Genomic DNA, 19,493 nt, shown 5'->3' with positions numbered 1-19,493 from the left:
ACCCCGGACGGAGTTGTCCGGAGGAGTCGTTTCGCAAATTGTCGGCGTTATAGACGGCGCGCCCCCAAGCGCAAGCCTCGAAACCGCCCAGATGGGCTGGCTTTTCCCATGTGACTGCATATCTGATGGCCTGATCAGGTAGAAAGAGAGCGTCAGATGTCCCTTTGGTCGGGTTCGTTGAAGGCAGGGCCGGGGCGGGCGCAGCTGTGGGCAGAGTTCATCGGCTTTTTCATCATCGTGCCGCTGGTGATCGCCACGGCCTTTCCGCCGAGCATGATGTTTCCGCTGCTGTTCGGCTTTACGTTTGTGGGTCTGGGGCTGTTGCACCTGACGCCGGGGTTCGAGTGGCGGTCACTGGGGCAGGGTGTGCGACGCATCGAATGGCGCTTTGTCGGTGGGGTGGCGGCGGCGACGGTTGTGACGGGCTATGTGGTTGTGCAACTGACCGCGCCCGAGGCCGCGTTCTTTCTGCTGCGTGAGAACCCGGGGCTGATGCTGATGATCGCGCTGCTCTATCCGTTTCTGTCGGCGCTGCCGCAGGAAGTGGTGTTCCGGTCGCTTTTCTTTCGCCGCTACGGGGCGATTCTGCCGGCGGGCCTGACGCTGCCCATGCTGATGAACGCGGCGATCTTTTCCTTTGCGCACCTGATGTACTGGAGCTGGGTCGTTGCCGCGATGACCTTTTTCGGCGGGCTGGCCTTTGCCTGGGCCTATGAAAAGCGCGAGAATTTCCCCGAGGCGGTTGTCCTGCACGCCGTGACGGGGGTGCTGGTCTTTGCGATGGGGTTGGGCGTGTATTTCTACTCTGGCAACGTGGTGCGGCCGTTCTGATCCTGTCGGGCGGCTATTCCGCCGCCCGGGACCATGCCGCCTGTGCATCTGAATAGAGGTAATTGCGGGTGATCGGCACCACGTCCATGCGCTTGGCCAGTTGCCATTGCTGCACATGGAAAGACCCGACCCGGAACGACACCTCCATCGAGGCAAGGTAAAACCGCCACATGCGCACAAACCGGGCGTCGAACATCGCCTCGACCTGATCGCGCGCCTCTTCGAAGCGCAGACGCCAGTGCCGCAGGGTTTGCGCGTAATGCAGGCGCAGGGCCTCATCATCGCATTGATGCAGCCAGCTGTTTTCGATGGCAGCGTAGATTTCCGAGGCCGAAGGCGCATAGCTGCCGGGAAAGATGTACTTGTCGATCCACGGATTGTTGGGACGTGGCGGGCCGGATTTCACGATGGAATGGATCACGGCCACGCCATCATCGGTCAGCAGGTCACGGACCTTTTGGAAATATTCGCCGAAATGCGGCGCGCCCACGTGTTCCAGCATGCCGACGCTGACGATCCGGTCGAAACGTTCGTCCAGCAGGCGATAGTCCAGCAACCGAAAGTCGACACGATCCTCCAGCCCTTCGACACGGGCGCGGGCCTGCGCGGTGGCCAGCTGGTTTTCGGACAGGGTCACGCCGGTTACGTCAACGCCATGATCCCGCGCCAGCGAAAGCGCCAGACCGCCCCAGCCACAACCGATGTCCAGAACCCGCATGCCGGGCTGCAACAGCAGCTTTTCCGCGATGTGCCGTTTCTTGGCGGCCTGCGCCTCTTCCAGCGTTGTTTCCGAGGTCGGGAAATAGGCGCAGGAATACTGCATGTCGGCATCCAGAAAGAGCCGGTAGAGATCATCGGAGATGTCGTAATGGTGCGCCACGTTGCGCCGGGCGGTGAAGGGCGTGTTGCGTTGCAAAAAGCGGGCAAGGCGCGCCTTGAGGGCGCGCGGAATTTCGACCCAATGCGGCATGGCCCCGGCGGTCTGGGCCGGGATCAGGATCTTGAACAGGCTGACGAGGTCGTCCCCGGCGACGGTCAGCGTTCCCTCCATGTAGCATTCGCCCAGCGTCAGCCCGGGCCGCAGCACCAGCCGGCGCAGCGCGCGCTGATCGGTGAGGGTGATCTGCGCCTCCGGCGCATCCCCGGTGCCGAATTTCTCGGACGTTCCGTCGGGAAAGGTGATGGTCAGCGTGCCGTGACGGATCAGGTCACGCAGCCTGTTGCGAAAGAGCGACTCCCACATTTCTAGGCCCCCAAGCGGCGATTTGGTGTTTTCCCGGGGGTAAGTGTTAACAGATCAGCGTGATTCTCTCCAAATGAACGGCGCTTCCCTTGACTTCCTCCCGCCTTGAGGATGTATCGGCGCCTGACTTTTGCGCATAGGAAATGAGGCCCGACATGCACGCGTACCGCAGCCATACCTGCGCCGATCTGACCAAGGCCAATGTGGGCGAAACCGTCCGCCTTGCTGGCTGGGTGCACCGCATCCGCGATCACGGCGGCGTGCTTTTCATCGATTTGCGCGACCATTACGGCGTCACACAGGTGCTGTGCGACCCCGACAGCCCAGTGTTCAAGGACGTCGAAAAGGTGCGTTCCGAATGGTGCATCCGCATCGACGGCAACGTGAAGGCGCGCGACGAAAGCCTTGTGAACGCCAAGCTGCCGACCGGCGAGATCGAGGTTTATGTCCGTGATCTGGAAGTGCTGGGCGCAGCGGACGAACTGCCGCTGATCGTCTTCGGCGATCAGGAATACCCCGAGGAAACCCGCCTGAAGTACCGCTATCTGGACCTGCGCCGCGAGGCGATGCAGAAGTCCATGACGCTGCGGTCGGATGTTGTCGCCTCGATCCGTCGCCGGATGTGGGACAAAGAGTTCCGCGAGTACCAGACGCCGATCATCACCGCGTCCAGCCCCGAAGGCGCGCGCGACTTCCTTGTGCCGTCGCGCCTGCATCCGGGCAAGTTCTACGCGTTGCCGCAGGCGCCGCAGCAGTTCAAGCAGCTGATCATGGTCTCGGGCTTTGACAAGTATTTCCAGATCGCGCCCTGCTTCCGCGACGAGGACCCGCGCGCCGACCGCTCACCGACCGATTTCTACCAGTTGGACGTCGAGATGAGCTTTGTCACCCAGCAGGACGTGTTCGACACCGTTTCGCCGGTGATCGCGGGCATCTTCGAAGAGTTCGGCGGCGGCAAGTCGGTGGACGCGCCCGAAAGCTGGCCGCAGATCCCCTATGCCGAGGCGGCGCTGAAATACGGCACCGACAAGCCCGACCTGCGCAACCCGATCGAGATGCAGGTGGTGTCCGAGCATTTCGCAGGCTCCGGTTTCGCCATCTTCGCCAAGCTGCTGGAGCAGGACGGCACCGAGATCCGCGCGATCCCGGCGCCCGGTGGCGGCAGCCGCAAGTTCTGTGACCGCATGAACGCCTGGGCCCAGAAAGAGGGTCTGCCGGGGATGGGGTATATTTTCTGGCGCGATCAGGGGCAGGGCATGGAAGCGGCCGGTCCATTGGCCAAGAACATCGGGCCCGAGCGCACCGAGGCGATCCGGCAGCAGCTGGGCCTTGGCGTGGGCGATGCGGCCTTCTTCCTTGGCGGCAAACCGGCGACGTTCCAGCGGGTGGCCGGCAAGGCGCGCGATACGCTGGGCCATGAGCTGGGCCTGATCGACGAGAACCGTTTTGCCTTTGCCTGGATCGTGGATTTCCCGATCTACGAAAAGGACGAGGAAACCGGCGAGATCGATTTCGAGCACAACCCCTTCTCCATGCCGCAGGGCGGGATGGAGGCGCTGCAGGGCGATCCGCTGGCGGTCAAGGGCTATCAGTATGACCTTGCCTGCAACGGCTACGAACTGGTCTCGGGCGCGATCCGGAACCACAAGCCGGACGTGATGCTGAAGGCGTTTGAGATCGCCGGTTACGGTGAGGACGAGGTCAAGAGCCGCTTTGGCGCGCTCTACAACGCCTTCCACTTTGGCGCGCCGCCGCACGGTGGCTGTGCCGCGGGCATCGACCGGATCGTGATGCTGCTGGCGGGCACCTCGAACATCCGCGAGGTCATCATGTTCCCGATGAACCAGCGGGCCGAAGACCTGATGATGAGCGCGCCCTCCGGGCCGAGCTCTGACCAGCTGATGGAACTGTCGCTGCGCGTGATTCCGCAGGACTGACAGCGCATTTCAGCCGAGACAGACAGGCGGGGCGATGCATCATCGTCCCGCCTGTTCTATATTCAGGGGGCGAAGGGACCAAAGGCCGCCCCATGTTCGACCCCCTCCTTGCAGATATCCGCTTCGGCTGTGGCCGGTCCCCCCGGATTGTCGCCCCGCAAAGCGTCTGGGAGATGCTGAACGGGCTGCTGGAGGCGGACCGGGTGGGGCAGGACATCCCGATCCAGCGGTTCGAGGATTTTTCGGCGCGCGTGGCGGAGAGCTATGCCCTTGGCCGCATCCGCAATCGGCAAAAGGGCACGGCGGCGGCAGAAGAGGCGCTGGACAAGTTGCGCGCGCTCAACGTGGCCGCGCGGCAGGATCAGCGCCTGTGGCTGGCGGCGCATGCGGCGCGGCGGGTGAGCACCAAGGTGCCCTTCCGCGAGCGGCTGGAAAGTTTCTGGGCGGATCACTTCACGGTCAAGGGCAAGGCCGGGCCGCTGCGGATGGCGACCTCTCCCTTTGTCGAATCGGCGATCCGTCCGCATCTGGCCGGGCGGTTCGAGGATTTGCTGATCTCTGCCGCGACACATCCGCTGATGCTGCATTCCCTTGACCAGCATGCCGCCGCCGGGCCGAATTCGCCGCAGGCGCAGCGGTTTCCGGGCCAGAAGGGGCTAAACGAAAACCTCGCGCGCGAGCTGTTGGAGCTGCACACGCTGGGGGTGGACGGGCCCTATACGCAGGTCGATGTGCGCCAACTGGCGGAATTGCTGACCGGTCTGGCCTTTACCCCCGAGGAGGGCACGGTGTTTCGCCGTCCGCTGGCCGAACCAGGGGCCGAAACGGTTCTTGGGGTGTCCTACGGTGGCGATCATCCGGCGGGGATCGAGGACATTCATGCCGCGCTGCGCGATCTGGCGCGGCATCCGGTGACAGCCCGGCACATCGCGCGCAAGCTGGCGGTGCATTTCGTGTCCGACACGCCCGATGAGGGGCTGGTGGACGCGATGGAGGACGCGTGGATCGAAACGCAGGGCGACCTGCTGTTGGTCTACGAGGCGATGCTGCGCCATCCGGCGGCCTGGGGCCCGGCGCCGGCCAATGCCAAGCCGCCCTTCGATTTCATCGCCTCCGCCTGCCGCGCGCTGGACGTGCCGCAGACGGCGCTGGAACACGGGATCGGGGTCCGGCTGTTCGAGCCGATGCGCCTGATGGGGCAGTTCTGGCAGGAGCCGGGCGGGCCGGACGGGCTGCCGGAGGCGGATGACGCATGGATCACGCCGCAGGGGATGGCTGCGCGCCTGCAGTGGGCCTTTGCCATGCCGCAGGAGTTGCGGCGCGATCTGCCGGACCCGCGCGAATTTGTTGAAACGGCGCTTGGGGCGCGGGCGACGCAAGAGGTGCGCTTTGCCGCCGGGGCAGCAGAGACGCGGGCGGTGGGGATCGGTGTGGTTCTGGCCTCTCCCGGATTCCAGAGGATGTAGAGGATGGACAGACGCGATTTCCTGAAAGGCGCGGTTTACGGCTGTTCGCTGGCGGCCAGCCCGCTGGTGACGCCGGTCAGCTTTGCCGCCGCGCCGGGCGAGGGGCGGCTGGTGGTCATCATCCTGCGCGGGGCGATGGACGGGCTGGGCGTGGTTGCGCCCTATGGCGATCCGGATTTCGCGGCGCTGGGGCGTCCCTCTGTCGATCTGGACGACGGGGCGCTGGACCTTGACGGGCGCTTTGCGCTGCATGCCGGGCTGGGCGGGCTGCAGCCGCTGTGGCAGGCGGGTGAATTGGGGGTCATTCATGCGGTTTCGACGCCCTACCGCGACAAGCGCAGCCATTTCGACGGGCAGGATCAGCTGGAGGCCGGGGTCGGCCCCGCGTCGCAGATGCCGCAGGATGGCTGGCTGAACCGGCTGGTGCAGGCCTTGCCGGGCGCGCGGTCGGATACCGCCTATGCCATCGGCAGCGATCCGTTCCTGATTCTCAAGGGCGATGCGCCGGTCAGCCGCTGGTCACCGGAGGCAGATCTGCTTTTGTCGCCGCAGGCGCTGGACCTGACGCGGCGGGTCATGGCCTCTGATCCGGCGATGAGTGCGGCGCTGGCCACGGCCTTTGATCTGGCGGGGCGGGACGGCGATGCGCTGGCCTTTACCGGCGACCGGCAAGAGATGATGGCCGCCATGCGCGAGGACATGATGTCCCCTGCGCAGCAGCGCGCCGCCGGGGCGGCATTGGCGAAATTCGCGGGGGAGCGTCTGCGGGAGGAGGCGCGGATCGCCTGTTATTCGCTGACCGGATGGGACACGCACAAGGGACAGGAACGCGCCTTGCCCCGCGCGCTGGACCAGTTGCAGCAGAGCATTCTGACGCTGAAAGAGACGCTGGGCGCGGCGGCATGGGGGCAAACCGCGGTGGTCGCGGTGACGGAATTCGGGCGGACGGCTCGGTGGAATGGCACCGGCGGGACGGATCACGGCACCGGCGGCGCCGTGCTGCTGGCGGGTGGTGCGGTGCGCGGCGGGCGCGTTGTGGCCGACTGGCCGGGATTGGCCGAGGCGGATCTCTATGAACGGCGGGACCTGATGCCGACGCGGGACACGCGGGCGCATCTGGCCTGGCTGTTGCAGGGGCTGTTCGGTCTGGACCGGACCGTGTTGGAGCGCAGCATCTTTCCGGGGGCCGGGATGGGGGCCGACCCGGGGCTGCTGTTGTAACTCAGATCGCCACGCGGTCGGCCAGCCGGTCCTTCACCAGCGAAGAAACACGGGTCAGATTGGGCTGCAGGGGCCGTCCGTTGGCACGATCCTCTGCCAGCGCCTCTGCCGCCTGTTGCAGGACCCCGTCCCCGGCACTGCGCGCCACACCGGCAAGGAATTGCGTCAGGTAGGACAGCACGGCGTCGTTCTTGCCATCGCCAAGGATGTCGGCGGCATGGGCCATGTCATCGCGGTACGCCAGCGGATCGGGCAGCACCGGATCGTCGGAGACAAGGCGCGGGCCGGTGGGGCGGCGTTCCGGGGGCAGGGCGGTGAGAATCGCGTTCTGGAAGGCCACGACCGACGAGATCGGCTTGGCCAGGAAACCGTCGGCCCCGGCGGCCAACGCCACCTCTTCGGCAAAGGTATCGCCGCTGGTGCCCAGCACCACGTCGACCCGCGGGCAGGCCACGGTGAGTTCCGAGATCAGCTCGGCCCCCGACCCGTCCGGCAGGCCAAGGTCGATGATCACCACGCTGGGGCGGTAGACCCGCAGGTGGCGGCGCGCCGATTTCAGGCAGTCCGCCCGGCGGATGCGCGCGCCCGAGCGCAGGCACAGCAGGCGCATGGCATCGCAGCTGTAGCGGCTGTCTTCGACCACCAGAATCGTCAGGCCCAGCAATGGGCGCGTCGCTGTGGGGCGCAGGTGGGTGGCTATGTGGTCAATTTCGTCCATTTTCGGGGGCTCCTCATCGAGTCGCCTGACAGATTGGCCGTTCACGGTGAACAAGCGGTTAAGGGTCGCACCGTCTTGTCCGGTCTGTGTCCGCGCGCCATAACCTGTTTCAACGTCACAGATGGAGAGACGACAGATGATCGGACGCCTGAATCACGTAGCCATCGCCGTGCCCGACCTGGAGGCCGCCGCCGCTCAGTACCGCAGTGCGCTGGGCGCCACGGTGGGGGACCCGCAGGATGAGCCGGACCACGGCGTCACGGTGATCTTCATCGAGCTGCCCAACACCAAGATCGAACTGCTGTATCCCTTGGGCGAAAACTCCCCCATCCAAGGGTTCCTGGACAAAAACCCCTCGGGCGGGATTCACCACGTCTGTTACGAGGTCGAGGACATCATCGCCGCCCGTGACCACCTGAAGGAAACCGGCGCGCGGGTGCTGGGGACGGGGGAGCCGAAGATCGGCGCGCATGGCAAGCCGGTGCTGTTCCTGCACCCGAAGGATTTCAACGGCTGCCTCGTGGAACTGGAGCAGGTCTGATGGGCATAACCTCGGCGCTGGTCCTGTTCGCGGTGATCTGGTTCATGACCTTTCTCTGCGTGATCCCGATCCGGCTGAAGACGCAGGGCGACGTCGGGGCGGTGGAACCGGGCACCCATGCGGGCAGCCCCGAAGAGCACAACCTCAAGCGCAAGGCCTGGATCACCACCGGCATTGCCCTTGTGCTGTGGGCGCTGGTCGCCTCGATCATCGTGTTCGAGGTGATCACGGTCCGGGACATCGACGGCTGGATGTTCAACCGGATGGACGGGGTTGAGGTAAAGTGAAGAGGGGGGCTCTGCCCCCCGTCTCCCTTCGGACGCCCCCCCGAGGTTTTTCACAAACGCAATGAAGGCCGGGGTCAGCCCCGACCGACCCGGTGAAAGATATGGGTGAAGGTGGCTGCGCCCAGCACCGGGACCAGCAGGTTCACGATGGGGATGGTCAGCGGGACTGCCATCAGGACGCCTGCGGCCCAGATCGTGACAAGGTGGCGGCGGCGCAGTTTGCGTGCCTCTTGCCGGCCGACCCGGCGCATGGCGGCGAGGGTGAAGTATTCCCGTCCCAGCAGGAAGCCGTTCAGCCCCCAGAAAAGGAGCGGCGCAAGCGGCGCGAACAGCAGGTAAAGCACCAGCGCCAAGAGGTTGGCCACGATCATCGTGCCGAGGAACCCCAGCGAATCGATCAGGCTGTCGACAAAGCCGGGCGGCGTGGCGGGGGCGAGGCCCGGATAGTGCTTGTCTTCGACTGCCTGCGCGACCTCGTCGAGGAACATCGAGGTGATGGCCGAGGCGATGGGCACCATCAAAAAGGCCGAGAGCACCATCATCACCGGCACAGAGGCCCAGCTGGCGGCATCGTCGAGCCAGGACAGGGTGCCGATCCACGGCAGGCTGGCGTCGTCGCCGACCATCCAGCCGATCAGTTTGAAGACGACGAAGATTGCCGCGATCAGCGCGGCAAGGGTGATGCCGATGCCGCGCAGCAAGACACCGCGAAACCGCGGGTCCGGCATCTGGGCGATGGCGCGGGACACCGCGTCGAAGATCATTCCGACACCCATGTGGTGATCTGGCTCAGGTCCGGGCGCGGGCGTTCCGGCGGTGCGGAGGTTTCCGTCCCGATGTGGATGAACCCGGCGACGGTTTCATTTTTGGCCAATCCAAGGGCGGCGGTCACGAAGTTTCGGTCGTGGCTGGCCCAGCCGGACAGCCAATTGGCCCCCCAGCCCGCCGCCAGTGCCGCGTTCAGGAGCGCAAGGCAGACCGCCCCGGCGGAATAGGTCTGTTCGACGGGCGGGATCTTGGGGCTGTCCTTTTGCACCTCGATCACCGCGACACAAAGCGGGCTGTCGGCAAAGGCATTGCGCGCCTTGGCGATGTCCTCCGGGCTTTTGCCCAGACGTTCGCCGGCGGCGGCGGCCTCATTGGCGATCCGGGTCAGCGCCGCGCCCTGCAGCACGACAAAGCGCCACGGCTCCAGCTTGCCATGATCCGGGGTGCGCGCGGCGGCGGTCAGGATCGGCGCCAGCGCCTCTGCGTCCGGGGCGGGGCCGGTCAGTGTCTTGGCCGGGCGGGACCGGCGGCTGAGCAGGAACTCCAGTGCGGGGGGATTCGGGGTGGGCATGGCGTCTCCTTCGTCTTTGCGCCTGTTATGTCAGGCGGGCGCGGCCCGGATTCAACCGGCAAAGTTGCGCGAAGGCGCACATGAGGGTAGCAGCGCCCCATGAAATCCGCCGACTTCTCTGTCTTTTCCCGCCCCGGCACGACCTTTGAGGTTCGTGTCACGCCCAAGGCCGCGCGGAACGCCGTGACCCTTGATGAGGCGGGCAAGCTGCGGGTGACGGTGACGGCGGTGCCCGAGGGCGGCAAGGCAAATACCGCCGTCCTAAGGCTGTTGAGCAAGGCGCTGGGCGTTCCGAAAAGCCGGATCGCATTGCTGCGGGGCGCCACGTCCCGGGACAAGACGTTTCGAATCGCGGAGTGACGCGTTTTATTCGCGGCGATAGACGCCTTCCGGGCTGGTGGCCGCGGCGATCAGATCGTTCATCTGCGAGATCGAGAGCGTGATACGCTGCGTCGTATCGGTGCGGGCGTCATATTGCTCGACCGTGATGCAATCCTCGAAGCCCGAGACAATCACATCCTCCTGCAGAGGTGCGCGCCCCTCATCCACGAGGGTCACGACGGTGGCATCAAAATCATGTTCTACGCTGTACATGGGCCAAGTGTATCGGCTGGCCATCGGGCCGCAATCCGATTCGGTGCGCCGGGGGTGACGCATCCGGCGCAACACCGCCAAGTGATCGTCCCGCTCTGGCGCCGGGGGCCATCGCGCCCTATTACCAAGGAAACACTCACGCTTGGCGGAATTGCACTCATGTATCGTCTCCTGCTGCCTCTTGTCCTCGTCCTGCTTGCGGCCTGTGAGCCTGTCATGCTGCCCGCTCCGGCCCCCAGCAGCGCCGGAGGGTCCGAGGCGCAGGTGCGCGCCAATCAGGCCGCGCGCCAGTTCGTGCAGGTGGTCAACACGGTCGAACCGGTGGCCGAAAGCGAATGCCGGGCGCGGACCTCCGGGCTGAATTGCGATTTCCAGATCGTCGTGGACGATCGTCTGGATCAACCGGCCAACGCGTTTCAGACAGAGGACCGGTTTGGCCGCCCGATCCTTGCGTTCAACATCGCGCTGATCAATTCGGTGCGGAACGCGGATGAGCTGGCCTTCATCATGGGGCACGAGGCCGCCCACCACGTGCAGGAGCATCTGGCCAAGACCCGCGAAAGCGCGACCATCGGCGCGGTCGTCTTTGCCGGGATCGCCGCGATCAGCGGGGCAGAGGCCGAAGCGGTGCGCAATGCCGAGCAACTGGGCGCGGCGGTGGGCGCGCGGACCTATTCCAAAGAGTTCGAACTGGAGGCGGATCAGCTGGGGACCATCATCGCCTATCGGTCCGGCTATGATCCGGTGCGCGGCTCGGCCTTCTTCACGCGGATCCCGGATCCGGGCAACCGGTTCCTTGGCAGCCACCCGCCCAACGCGGCCCGCGCCCAGATCGTGCGCAAGACGGCCGCCGCCCTGCAGGGGCAGTGACGCCGCGAAAGACGCGCCCACGTTGACCTGAGTCAAGGCGCAGGCCACACCGGTCCCGCAGACTGTCCCAAATCGCACAGGACAGAGGGAACCCGGAATGCACAGCCAAGACGCGCTCAAGCGCCATGCCTCGCTGGTCGATCGGATGGCCGGGGTTCGGGGGCTGGACCTTGAAGAAGAGATGCTGCGCGGAGCGCTGAGCTTTACCGAGCTTGAGGATTCCGTTCTGCGCTGTGCCCAATGCACCAATCCCGAAGGCTGCGCGCATTGGATGGCCGAACAGACAGCGCCGGCGCCCGAAAGCCCGAGCTATTGCCGCAATGCCGACCTGTTCCGAGCCTTGGAGCAGCGGTGATGGCGATGGATGGAGCAGACCGCGCGCCGACTCGACCGCAGGTGCTGGGCGATGAGAACGAGCATTACTGGCTGGTTCAGCGCATGGCGCGGGCAACCGGTGTGGATTTGGTCAAGGCCGCGGAAACCGGTGAACTGACGCAAGAGGGCTGGGCCGGGATCGTGCATCAATGCCGGACGTGCCAGTGGGGCGAAGGCTGTCAGCGCTGGCTATCGGAGCCGGTGGACGAGACCCGCCCCTTCCCCGACGGCTGTATCAACCGGAAGCGTCTTGCGGACCTCAAGGTCACGCAGGAGGCGGAAAAGCGAAAGGAGTGACCCCGATGCCCCTGTCTCTTGGCAGCCCCGAGCGACATTTCTTTCTGACGCGTAGCGTGGCGCGTGTCATGGGGGTGAATCTGGCAGAAGCGATACGCGATGGCAGGCTGGCGCCGGAAACCTATGCGGGGATGGTGACACGCTGTCAGGGATGCGCGCTGGTCACCGCATGTGAGCAGTGGTTGGCTTCGCAGTTTGCGGAAAGTTCGGCACCGCCGCCCGGGTGCTGGCACAGCGAAACGCTGACGCAGCTTAGGCGCCCGCACTGACGGGCGCCTTTGATTTTTGTCTTAGTGCGAGCGCAGGTTCTGCGCCGATTCCTTGATCGCCTCGTATTGGCCCGAGGGGCGGAAGCGCCAGAGATAGTCGGGCAGGACCGCCTCGGCCGCCGTGGGTGAGATCCCCAGATCGGCGAAACCCTTGCTGTCAGCCGCGACGATGTTGTCGCTGCGCAGGCTGCGCACCTGATCGGCGGTGATCTGTGCCGGGATCAGGCCAAGCGAGACCGATTGCACGAAATCCGAGACAGAGCCGATGATCCGCGCCGCAAGGAACGGGATGTTCACGATCAGGCGACGGCGGCGAATGACCCCCAGCATGATCTGCATGAATTCGCGGAAGCTGTGGACGTCCGGCCCGCCGAGTTCGTAGACCCCCGGCTGTGCATCACCCATGACGCCTTTGACCGCGGCCTGTGCCACATCGTCGACATAGACCGGCTGAAAAAGGGTGTCGCCGCCGACCACGGGCAGGATCGGGCTCATCCGCGTCATGGAGGCGAAGCGGTTGAAGAACTCATCCTCAGGTCCGAAAATCACCGAAGGGCGCAGGATGACGGCATCCGGACGGTGCTGCATCACGCCCTCTTCGCCTTGGCCCTTGGACTGGGCATAGAGGCTGTCGCCGTCCTTGTCCGCACCGATGGCAGAGACATGAACGATGCGCCCCACGCCTTCTTCGGCGGAAATGCGGGCGATTCGCTCTGCGCCTTCGTGTTGGACGGCGTCAAAGTTGTTCTTGCCGCCCTTGTCGAAGGTGCCGACGCAATTCACCACCGCGTCTGCGCCCTGCATCACGCTGCGGACGCTGTCATCGTCACGGATATTGCAGAACACCGGCTCTACCTGGCCGACGACGCCGTAGGGGCGGACAAAGATCGCCTCGTTCGGGCGGCGGACGGCGACGCGCACGCGCCAGCCCTCTTTTGCGAGACGGCGGGCGATATAACGCCCGAGGAATCCGGAGCCGCCATAAATGGTGACGAGTTTGGACATGGACGCTCTCCCCTGGAACAGCTTGCGCTGCAGGAATACCGGCGCAGGCCGGTCCCCGCAAGGCGCCCGTTTGCCGCGTGAAGAATTCTTGAAATTGGCCGTTGACACCCCCCGGTACCAGCTTTAAACGCCTGCCTCACGCTCCTGATGCCCAGGTGGCGGAATTGGTAGACGCGCTGGTTTCAGGTACCAGTGACTTCGGTCGTGGAGGTTCGAGTCCTCTCCTGGGCACCAACTCTCAAACATAGATATATTGTTTGGTTGGCACATTGCGTGCGGGACCCGGCGTAGGTGTATCTGACATTGCCGCTATGGCCTGTTGAGGCTTCATCGTGACAGGCTCTGCTTGCTGCGCATGAAAAAGGCCCGCGCGGGACGCGGGCCTTTTCCGTGGTTGCCGTGGCGGGCGAGATTACATGCCCGGCATGATGACCTTGTCGATCACGTGAATCACGCCGTTCGATGCCTCGATGTCGGCCGAAACGACGGTCGCTTCGTCCACCATCACGCCATTGTCGAGATCGATGGTGATTTCCGAGCCTTCGACGGTGGCGGCCTTCATGTCGTCGACCAGATCGGTCGACATCACTTTGCCCGCGATGACGTGATAGGTCAGGATCGCGGCCAGCTGGTCCTTGTTTTCCGGCTTCAGCAGGTTTTCGACCGTGCCTTCGGGCAGGGCGGCAAAGGCCGCGTCGGTCGGGGCGAAGACGGTCAGCGGGCCGTCACCCTTGAGCGTGTCCACGAGGCCGGCAGCGGTTGCGGCGGCCAGCAGGGTTTCAAACGAACCGGCGTTCTTGGCGGTGTCGACGATGTCCATCGAATGGCCGCCTGCAAAGGCCGAGGTGGTTGTCAGGGCGAAGGCCGCGGTGGCGGCGAGGAATGTCTTGCGGATCATTGTTGGTCCTCCTTGGATCAAGGATGCGTTCGTTAGCATCGTGAAGGACTACGGCGCGGCGCACCGTTCAGATCAGGCAGGATTTTTTCGCGCCTGCCTTGACCGTTGAGGCGGGATTGCTAAGCCGCTGTGCTTGCGGATTTCCACTGACATCTTTGTGATGCAAAAGCCGATTTTCGGCATGATCCAAGAAGGTTGGCGGGCCGCTGTCGGCCCGTTTCTTCACATCAGTCGAGGCCGATGGCCTCACGCGCGATACCGTCGAGGAGCGCCTCGATCTTTTTCATCTCCCCCTCGGGGTAGGTGCGAAACCCGATGGTTGTCGTGTCCGGAGTGGCTGGCTGCACGATGACGAAGATATCGTAGGGGCAAAAGACCACGTTCATCGGGTCCGCCTCCATCACTTCGCGCGACAGCTGCGCCGAACAGAAGCTGAAGATGTCAGCCTGCGTAAAGATCGTCACGTCCGAACCGACGTCGCCTTTTGTCCGCTCCAGCATATCACCGGTATGGCTGACGGCGTCGATGACAAGACCGGCGCCGATGATGGCGTTTTCCAGTCCGAAGACGACGTCATCAAAGCTCTGGTCGGTGTCATAGGTGACCATGCCTTCGGCCAGCGCGCCGGTGGCCGAGATCGCAAGCGCCGCAGCGCAGATGAACTGTTTCATGTATCCTCCCTTGCACGAAATGGGCAGACAGGGTGCCATTCCTCTGTGATGGTGTCAGGGTAACGTTCAAGGGTTGGCTTCGCCTTGAGGCAAATCAACACATTCGCGGAGGGGAATATGGAATACGCAATGGCGGCGCTGCAGTACCTGGCGTTGTTCTTTGTCTTTCTGATCGGGGTCGGGTTTGCGCTTGCGATCGTGATGTATGTCATCGACCGCACCCAGACAGGGGATGCGATCCGGCGCAACTATCCGGTCATTGGACGGTTCCGGAACCTGTTCACCGAATTGGGCGAGTTTTTCCGGCAGTACTTCTTTGCCATGGACCGCGAAGAGATGCCGTTCAACCGGGCGCAGCGGAACTGGATCTACAATGCCTCCGAAAACAAGGGCAACACGGTTGCCTTTGGCTCGACCCGGAACCTGAACATTCCCGGCACGCCGATCTTCATGAACGCGGTGTTTCCGCCGCTGGACGATCAATATGCCTCGACCGAGCCGCTGGTGATCGGTCCCTTTTGCCGCGAACCGTATGCGGCGCCGTCGATCTTCAACATCTCCGGCATGTCCTACGGCGCAATTTCGAAGCCGGCCGTTCGGGCGCTGAGCCGGGGGGCCAAGAAGGCGGGGATCTGGATGAACACCGGGGAAGGGGGGCTGTCACCCTATCACCTGGAGGGCGGTTGCGACATCGTCTACCAGATCGGCACGGCGAAGTTCGGCGTGCGGGACGAGATGGGCAACCTGAGTGACGACAAGCTGAGAGAGATTGCCGGGCATTCCGAAGTCAAAATGTTCGAGATCAAGCTGAGCCAGGGCGCGAAGCCCGGCAAAGGGGGCATCCTGCCCGCTGCGAAGATCGACGAAGAGGTATCCCGGATCCGCGGCGTGCCAATGGGAAAGGACGCGATTTCCCCGAACCGCCACCGGGAAGTGGACGATTTCGACGACCTGCTGGACTTGATCTCCCACATCCGTGAGGTGACGGGCAAACCGGTCGGTTTCAAGACCTGCATGGGCTCTGCCGATCCGTGGTTTGCGTTCTTCAAGAAGGTGAAGGAGCGCGGCGTCGAAAGCGCTCCGGACTTCATCACCGTTGACGGGGGAGAGGGCGGCACCGGTGCGGCCCCGCTGCCCCTGATCGACCTTGTCGGTCTGCCGCTGCGCGAGGCTTTGATCCGCATGGTCGACCTGCGCGATCTGGCAGGCCTGCATGACCGTATTCGGATCGTGGCGGCGGGCAAGCTGGTCAATCCCGGTGACGTGGCCTGGGCGATTTGCCTTGGCGCGGATTTTGTGACCTCTGCCCGGGGGTTCATGTTCTCGCTTGGCTGCATTCAGGCGCTGAAGTGCAACAAGAACACCTGCCCGACCGGCATCACAACGCATATCCCCTCTTTGCAGAAGGGGCTTGTGGTCAAGGAAAAGGACAAGCGCGTTGCGCATTACGCCAAGGCGGTGAACTCGGAGGTGGAGACGATCGCGCATTCCGTCGGGGTTGCGGAACCGCGGGAAATGCGGCGTCGTCATGTGCGGGTGGTCAAGGATGACGGCTCTTCTGTGCAGATGAACGAGATCTACCCCTCGGTGCGGCTTGGTGATGGCGGCGCGGCGGGGAACCGGATGTTCGAGGAAGCGCTGCGGCGGATGCAGGTCGACGCCAAGGCGCCCTGAGTGGAGACGGCGTGAAGTTGCACGAAGATAACAGCCCGATCTATCTATCTGATAAGGACCTTGCGGCTTTGGGACTCGCACCGTCCGAAGTGGCGGATGCCATCGAGGCGGCGCTTGCCGCCAAGGCCCAGGGACGCTTGCACACCGCCCCGAAGTCGGCACTGCTGCCCGGTGACGGACGCTATGCCATGTCGACGCTGGCCCTGGGGGATGATGGGGACATTGTCGTCAAGCAGGTGACCGTTTGCCCGGACAACCCGGGCCGGGGCCTGCCTTCGATCAACGGGGCCATCATGGTGCTGGACGCGGAAACCGGGCTGCTGCGGGCGGTTCTGGGCGCGAACTGGATCACGGCGGTACGAACAGCGGCCTTGTCGGTGGTTGCCGCCCGTCGATTGGCAGATCCGAACGCGGAAACCGTGGCTTTCGTCGGCACCGGGGTCCAAGCCCAGTCTCATCTGGAGGCGTTTGCCGAGCTGTTTCCCCTGAAGCGTATCCGTGCCTTCGGGCGCGGCAGCGTCAATACGGAGCGCCTTTGCGAAATGGCCGTTGGCATGGGGCTGGCAGCGGAGCGTTCTGAAACCGCCGAAGTCGCTCTGCGCGGAGCCGACCTTGTCGTGTCTTCCATTACTCTGGATTTCTCTGTCCGCCCCTTTCTGGACGCAAGATGGCTGAAGCCAACGTCATTCGCCGCGATCACAGATGCCTGTATCCCGTGGGTGCAGGACGGCCTGTCGGCCTTTGGAACGATTGTTGTCGACGACATGGTGCAGGAACAGGAAAGCGAAAACCCGATGCTGCCTCTGGAACTGGTATCGGGCGACCTGACGGAACTGGCCTCTGGATCGCTGAAGGTCCGACCGGGGCCGAGGGCCTTTGCCTTTCGCGGCATCTCTCTGGGCGACTACGCGGCGGCGGTTCTGGCTGTGCGCCGGTACGAAGCAACCCGCATCTGAGCGGCCGAGCCCTTTCACGATAGGCCACCATGTTACAGGGGCGTGACGTCAACGTGAGACTGTGTTGGTTTGTTGGTGGCCGCACTTCGACTATCTTTTAGCCAAAGTAGCCAAGGAGACATCATGGCCAACCGCTGGACGAACAAGCTCACCCGCGCCGACGTGACGCCGGAGCGTCACTATCTGAACCGCCGCAACGTGCTGGCCGGTCTGGGGATCGGCGCCGGTGCGGCGGCGGGTATCGGGGGGCTGACGCTGTCCGGAATGCCCGGGGCCGCGCAGGCGCAGGACGCCGGGGCGCTGGATCCGAACACATGGCAAGAGATCACCTCTTATAACAACTACTATGAGTTCGGCACGCGCAAGGACGATCCGGTCAAGAACGCGCATATGCTGACAACCGAACCGTGGTCGATCCAGATCGACGGGCTTGTCGAAAAGCCGGGCGACTACGCGCTGGACGATATTCTGAGCCAGATGACCATCGAGGAGCGCATCTACCGTTTACGCTGTGTCGAGGCCTGGTCGATGGTGGTTCCGTGGAACGGGTTCGAGCTTGCCGATCTGCTGGATATCGTCGGGGTCAAGCCCGAAGCGAAATACGTGGCCTTTGAGACCGTCCTGCGGCCCGAGGAAATGCCCGGCACCCGCTTTCCGGTGTTGGACTGGCCCTATGTCGAGGGGCTGCGGCTGGACGAGGCGCGCCATCCGCTGACGCTGATGGCCACGGGCATCTATGGAAAGACCATCCCCAACCAGAATGGCGCGCCGGTGCGTCTGGTGGTTCCGTGGAAGTACGGTTTCAAGTCGATCAAATCGATTGTCCGCATTACCCTGACCGACACCCAGCCGCCGACAAGCTGGAACAAGACGCTTGGGCGTGAGTACGGCTTTTATTCCAATGTGAACCCTGAGGTGGATCATCCTCGCTGGAGCCAGGCCTCCGAACGCCGCATCGGCGGCGGGTTGTTCGCCAATCGCGTGCCGACGCTGATGTTCAATGGCTACGAAGAAGAGGTCGCGGGCCTGTACGAAGGCATGGATCTGCGAGCGAACTATTGAGCGGGATCGAATTGGAATCGACGCTGACCTGCCCGTCCTGCGGTCATCGCAGTCGGGAAAGGATGCCGGAAGACGCCTGCCAGTTCTTCTGGGAGTGTCCGGGCTGCGAAAAACTGCTGCGGCCAAAGGCGGGCGATTGCTGCGTGTATTGCTCATACGGCACGGTCCCCTGTCCTCCGATCCAGGCTGGCAAAGAATGTTGCGCATGACGATCCTTGTGGATCACTTCAACAAGGCGGCGCGCAGGCTGCCCGTTTGGGGGCTGTATCTGCTGCTGGCCCTGCCGGCGCCGTGGTATCTGTATCAGGCGGCGACCGGTGCGATGGGGGTCGAGCCGATCAAGGCGCTGGAGCACGCGCTTGGCCTGTTTGCCCTTCAGTTGGCCATCGCCGGTCTGACGATAACGCCCCTGCGCCGGTTTGCCGGGGTGAACCTGCTGAAGTTCCGCCGGGCGATCGGCGTGATGACTTTTATATATGTGGCGCTGCATCTGCTGGTCTGGCTGGTTCTGGACGTGCAGATCCTCAGCCAGATCTGGGCCGACATTCTGAAGCGTCCTTATATAACGGTCGGCATGGCCGCGTTTGTGCTGATGGTGCCGCTGGCCCTGACCTCCAACAACTGGTCGGTGCGCAGGCTGGGGCCCGCATGGCGCAAACTGCATCGCCTGACATATGGCGCCGTGCTGCTTGGCGGGCTTCACTACGTGATGCTGGTCAAAGGCTTTCAGATCGAGCCGTTGATCTACATGGCGGCGATCCTCGGGCTGCTGGCGGTGCGTATTAAGGTCAGACCAAGATTGCGGACCGCCTGAGACGCCAGTCCGGTTAGTGAATCGAAGAAAAATCCGCCTCCGGGCGGATTTTTTGCGACGAGTCGGGGGGGATGGGGGCGATTCACGGGGTTGAGGGGCCGAGTCGGGGGGTGATTCAGGCAGGCGACTCGCCGCGAGTTGGGGCTAAGGCCGGGGAAAACCCAAAATCTTGCGGGTCCAAATGCTGCATCGCGGCGGAAAAGCGGTCAAAAAGCCCCGTGACAGCGAAAAATTTGTGCGACAAGATGCTGAAATTATGTGATTTTTCAGGTGCGGCGCAAAAATCTTATCGTTTCTGGAAAAAACTGCTTGCGGGTATTGGGTGATAACCTTAGAACCCCCTTCACCGGCGGCGCTGAGGCGCACAACGGGACGCCAGACGGAACGGACGGGACGCCAACGAGGGGTTCTTGATGGGAAGCGAG

Annotated in this window: 24 protein-coding genes and 1 tRNA gene; 17 read left to right on the top strand and 8 right to left on the bottom strand. The window is 63.8% G+C overall.

Annotated features, from left to right (window positions below; genetic code table 11):
- Positions 1 to 156: 156 nt before the first annotated feature.
- The gene (locus ACTXGA_RS23235) at positions 157 to 831 is read left to right on the top strand and encodes a CPBP family glutamic-type intramembrane protease (protein ID WP_443397105.1); all 675 of its coding nucleotides are present in this window, start codon (positions 157 to 159) and stop codon (positions 829 to 831) included.
- A gap of 13 nt (positions 832 to 844) precedes the next feature.
- Here ACTXGA_RS23235 and ACTXGA_RS23230 read toward each other — a convergent pair whose 3' ends face one another.
- Positions 845 to 2,074, bottom strand: a complete 1,230-nt coding sequence (locus ACTXGA_RS23230; protein ID WP_443397104.1) for a class I SAM-dependent methyltransferase — start codon at positions 2,072 to 2,074, stop codon at positions 845 to 847.
- 155 nt (positions 2,075 to 2,229) lie between these two features.
- Between ACTXGA_RS23230 and aspS the strand changes: the two genes are divergently transcribed.
- The 3 genes from aspS (at position 2,230) to ACTXGA_RS23215 (ending at position 6,698) form a co-directional block, all read left to right on the top strand.
- A complete protein-coding gene (gene aspS / locus ACTXGA_RS23225; protein ID WP_443397103.1) occupies positions 2,230 to 4,011 on the top strand; it encodes an aspartate--tRNA ligase in 1,782 nt (593 codons plus the stop codon).
- Between the two features lie 92 nt (positions 4,012 to 4,103).
- Positions 4,104 to 5,477 carry a DUF1800 domain-containing protein gene (locus tag ACTXGA_RS23220; protein ID WP_443397102.1) on the top strand — a complete coding sequence of 458 codons (1,374 nt, stop codon included), beginning with the start codon at positions 4,104 to 4,106 and terminating at the stop codon, positions 5,475 to 5,477.
- A gap of 3 nt (positions 5,478 to 5,480) precedes the next feature.
- On the top strand, positions 5,481 to 6,698 hold the full coding sequence (locus ACTXGA_RS23215; RefSeq protein ID WP_443397101.1) for a DUF1501 domain-containing protein: 1,218 nt from the start codon (positions 5,481 to 5,483) through the stop codon (positions 6,696 to 6,698).
- Position 6,699: 1 nt separating this feature from the next.
- Here ACTXGA_RS23215 and ACTXGA_RS23210 read toward each other — a convergent pair whose 3' ends face one another.
- Positions 6,700 to 7,416, bottom strand: coding sequence for a response regulator (locus tag ACTXGA_RS23210; protein WP_443397100.1), 717 nt, complete (start codon positions 7,414 to 7,416; stop codon positions 6,700 to 6,702).
- Positions 7,417 to 7,552: 136 nt separating this feature from the next.
- On the opposite strand from ACTXGA_RS23210, the gene mce reads away from it, so the two are divergent.
- Both mce and ACTXGA_RS23200 read left to right on the top strand, forming a co-directional pair.
- Positions 7,553 to 7,957, top strand: a complete 405-nt coding sequence (mce, locus tag ACTXGA_RS23205) for a methylmalonyl-CoA epimerase (RefSeq protein WP_443397099.1) — start codon at positions 7,553 to 7,555, stop codon at positions 7,955 to 7,957.
- Positions 7,957 to 8,244 carry a DUF1467 family protein gene (locus ACTXGA_RS23200; RefSeq protein WP_443397098.1) on the top strand — a complete coding sequence of 96 codons (288 nt, stop codon included), beginning with the start codon at positions 7,957 to 7,959 and terminating at the stop codon, positions 8,242 to 8,244. Before mce ends, ACTXGA_RS23200 begins: the two co-directional genes overlap by 1 nt.
- A 74-nt stretch (positions 8,245 to 8,318) precedes the next feature.
- Here the strand turns inward: ACTXGA_RS23200 and ACTXGA_RS23195 are convergent, their stop codons facing one another.
- On the bottom strand, positions 8,319 to 9,020 hold the full coding sequence (locus ACTXGA_RS23195; RefSeq protein WP_443397097.1) for an EI24 domain-containing protein: 702 nt from the start codon (positions 9,018 to 9,020) through the stop codon (positions 8,319 to 8,321).
- Positions 9,005 to 9,583 carry a nitroreductase family protein gene (locus tag ACTXGA_RS23190; RefSeq protein WP_443397096.1) on the bottom strand — a complete coding sequence of 193 codons (579 nt, stop codon included), beginning with the start codon at positions 9,581 to 9,583 and terminating at the stop codon, positions 9,005 to 9,007. Before ACTXGA_RS23190 ends, ACTXGA_RS23195 begins: the two co-directional genes overlap by 16 nt.
- A gap of 99 nt (positions 9,584 to 9,682) precedes the next feature.
- Here ACTXGA_RS23190 and ACTXGA_RS23185 point away from each other — a divergent pair, with 99 nt between their 5' ends.
- Positions 9,683 to 9,943: a DUF167 domain-containing protein gene (locus tag ACTXGA_RS23185; RefSeq protein WP_443397095.1), complete on the top strand. Its 261-nt coding sequence runs from the start codon at positions 9,683 to 9,685 to the stop codon at positions 9,941 to 9,943.
- 6 nt (positions 9,944 to 9,949) lie between these two features.
- Here ACTXGA_RS23185 and ACTXGA_RS23180 read toward each other — a convergent pair whose 3' ends face one another.
- Positions 9,950 to 10,177 carry a DUF8831 family protein gene (locus ACTXGA_RS23180; RefSeq protein ID WP_443397119.1) on the bottom strand — a complete coding sequence of 76 codons (228 nt, stop codon included), beginning with the start codon at positions 10,175 to 10,177 and terminating at the stop codon, positions 9,950 to 9,952.
- Between the two features lie 159 nt (positions 10,178 to 10,336).
- Here ACTXGA_RS23180 and ACTXGA_RS23175 point away from each other — a divergent pair, with 159 nt between their 5' ends.
- The 4 genes from ACTXGA_RS23175 (at position 10,337) to ACTXGA_RS23160 (ending at position 11,988) form a co-directional block, all read left to right on the top strand.
- Entirely contained in the window at positions 10,337 to 11,047 is a 711-nt protein-coding gene (locus ACTXGA_RS23175; RefSeq protein ID WP_443397094.1) for a M48 family metallopeptidase, read from the top strand.
- Positions 11,048 to 11,144: 97 nt separating this feature from the next.
- Positions 11,145 to 11,402, top strand: coding sequence for a DUF6455 family protein (locus ACTXGA_RS23170; protein WP_443397093.1), 258 nt, complete (start codon positions 11,145 to 11,147; stop codon positions 11,400 to 11,402).
- Positions 11,402 to 11,719, top strand: a complete 318-nt coding sequence (locus ACTXGA_RS23165; protein WP_443397092.1) for a DUF6455 family protein — start codon at positions 11,402 to 11,404, stop codon at positions 11,717 to 11,719. Before ACTXGA_RS23170 ends, ACTXGA_RS23165 begins: the two co-directional genes overlap by 1 nt.
- A 5-nt stretch (positions 11,720 to 11,724) precedes the next feature.
- The gene (locus ACTXGA_RS23160; RefSeq protein WP_443397091.1) at positions 11,725 to 11,988 is read left to right on the top strand and encodes a DUF6455 family protein; all 264 of its coding nucleotides are present in this window, start codon (positions 11,725 to 11,727) and stop codon (positions 11,986 to 11,988) included.
- A gap of 21 nt (positions 11,989 to 12,009) precedes the next feature.
- Here the strand turns inward: ACTXGA_RS23160 and ACTXGA_RS23155 are convergent, their stop codons facing one another.
- Positions 12,010 to 12,993, bottom strand: a complete 984-nt coding sequence (locus tag ACTXGA_RS23155; protein ID WP_443397090.1) for a complex I NDUFA9 subunit family protein — start codon at positions 12,991 to 12,993, stop codon at positions 12,010 to 12,012.
- A 149-nt stretch (positions 12,994 to 13,142) separates the two neighbouring features.
- Here ACTXGA_RS23155 and ACTXGA_RS23150 point away from each other — a divergent pair.
- A tRNA-Leu gene (locus ACTXGA_RS23150) sits at positions 13,143 to 13,227 on the top strand.
- 178 nt (positions 13,228 to 13,405) lie between these two features.
- Here ACTXGA_RS23150 and ACTXGA_RS23145 read toward each other — a convergent pair.
- Both ACTXGA_RS23145 and ACTXGA_RS23140 read right to left on the bottom strand, forming a co-directional pair.
- Positions 13,406 to 13,891: a fasciclin domain-containing protein gene (locus tag ACTXGA_RS23145; protein WP_443397089.1), complete on the bottom strand. Its 486-nt coding sequence runs from the start codon at positions 13,889 to 13,891 to the stop codon at positions 13,406 to 13,408.
- 227 nt (positions 13,892 to 14,118) lie between these two features.
- The gene (locus ACTXGA_RS23140) at positions 14,119 to 14,562 is read right to left on the bottom strand and encodes a DUF302 domain-containing protein (protein WP_443397088.1); all 444 of its coding nucleotides are present in this window, start codon (positions 14,560 to 14,562) and stop codon (positions 14,119 to 14,121) included.
- A gap of 117 nt (positions 14,563 to 14,679) precedes the next feature.
- Here ACTXGA_RS23140 and ACTXGA_RS23135 point away from each other — a divergent pair, with 117 nt between their 5' ends.
- The 5 genes from ACTXGA_RS23135 (at position 14,680) to msrQ (ending at position 19,068) form a co-directional block, all read left to right on the top strand.
- The gene (locus ACTXGA_RS23135; protein WP_443397087.1) at positions 14,680 to 16,236 is read left to right on the top strand and encodes an FMN-binding glutamate synthase family protein; all 1,557 of its coding nucleotides are present in this window, start codon (positions 14,680 to 14,682) and stop codon (positions 16,234 to 16,236) included.
- 11 nt (positions 16,237 to 16,247) lie between these two features.
- Positions 16,248 to 17,192, top strand: a complete 945-nt coding sequence (locus ACTXGA_RS23130) for an ornithine cyclodeaminase family protein (RefSeq protein WP_443397086.1) — start codon at positions 16,248 to 16,250, stop codon at positions 17,190 to 17,192.
- Positions 17,193 to 17,315: 123 nt separating this feature from the next.
- A complete protein-coding gene (gene msrP, locus ACTXGA_RS23125; protein WP_443397085.1) occupies positions 17,316 to 18,254 on the top strand; it encodes a protein-methionine-sulfoxide reductase catalytic subunit MsrP in 939 nt (312 codons plus the stop codon).
- Entirely contained in the window at positions 18,251 to 18,463 is a 213-nt protein-coding gene (locus ACTXGA_RS23120) for a GDCCVxC domain-containing (seleno)protein (protein WP_443397084.1), read from the top strand. The genes msrP and ACTXGA_RS23120 overlap by 4 nt, the downstream gene beginning before the upstream one ends.
- Positions 18,460 to 19,068: a protein-methionine-sulfoxide reductase heme-binding subunit MsrQ gene (gene msrQ, locus ACTXGA_RS23115; protein WP_443397083.1), complete on the top strand. Its 609-nt coding sequence runs from the start codon at positions 18,460 to 18,462 to the stop codon at positions 19,066 to 19,068. Before ACTXGA_RS23120 ends, msrQ begins: the two co-directional genes overlap by 4 nt.
- The last annotated feature ends 425 nt before the right edge of the window (positions 19,069 to 19,493 follow it).

Origin of the sequence: Antarctobacter jejuensis (assembly GCF_052266595.1) — a bacterium.
Taxonomy (GTDB): Bacteria; Pseudomonadota; Alphaproteobacteria; order Rhodobacterales; family Rhodobacteraceae; genus Antarctobacter; species Antarctobacter jejuensis.
This window is presented reverse-complemented; position numbering and strand designations above follow the sequence as displayed.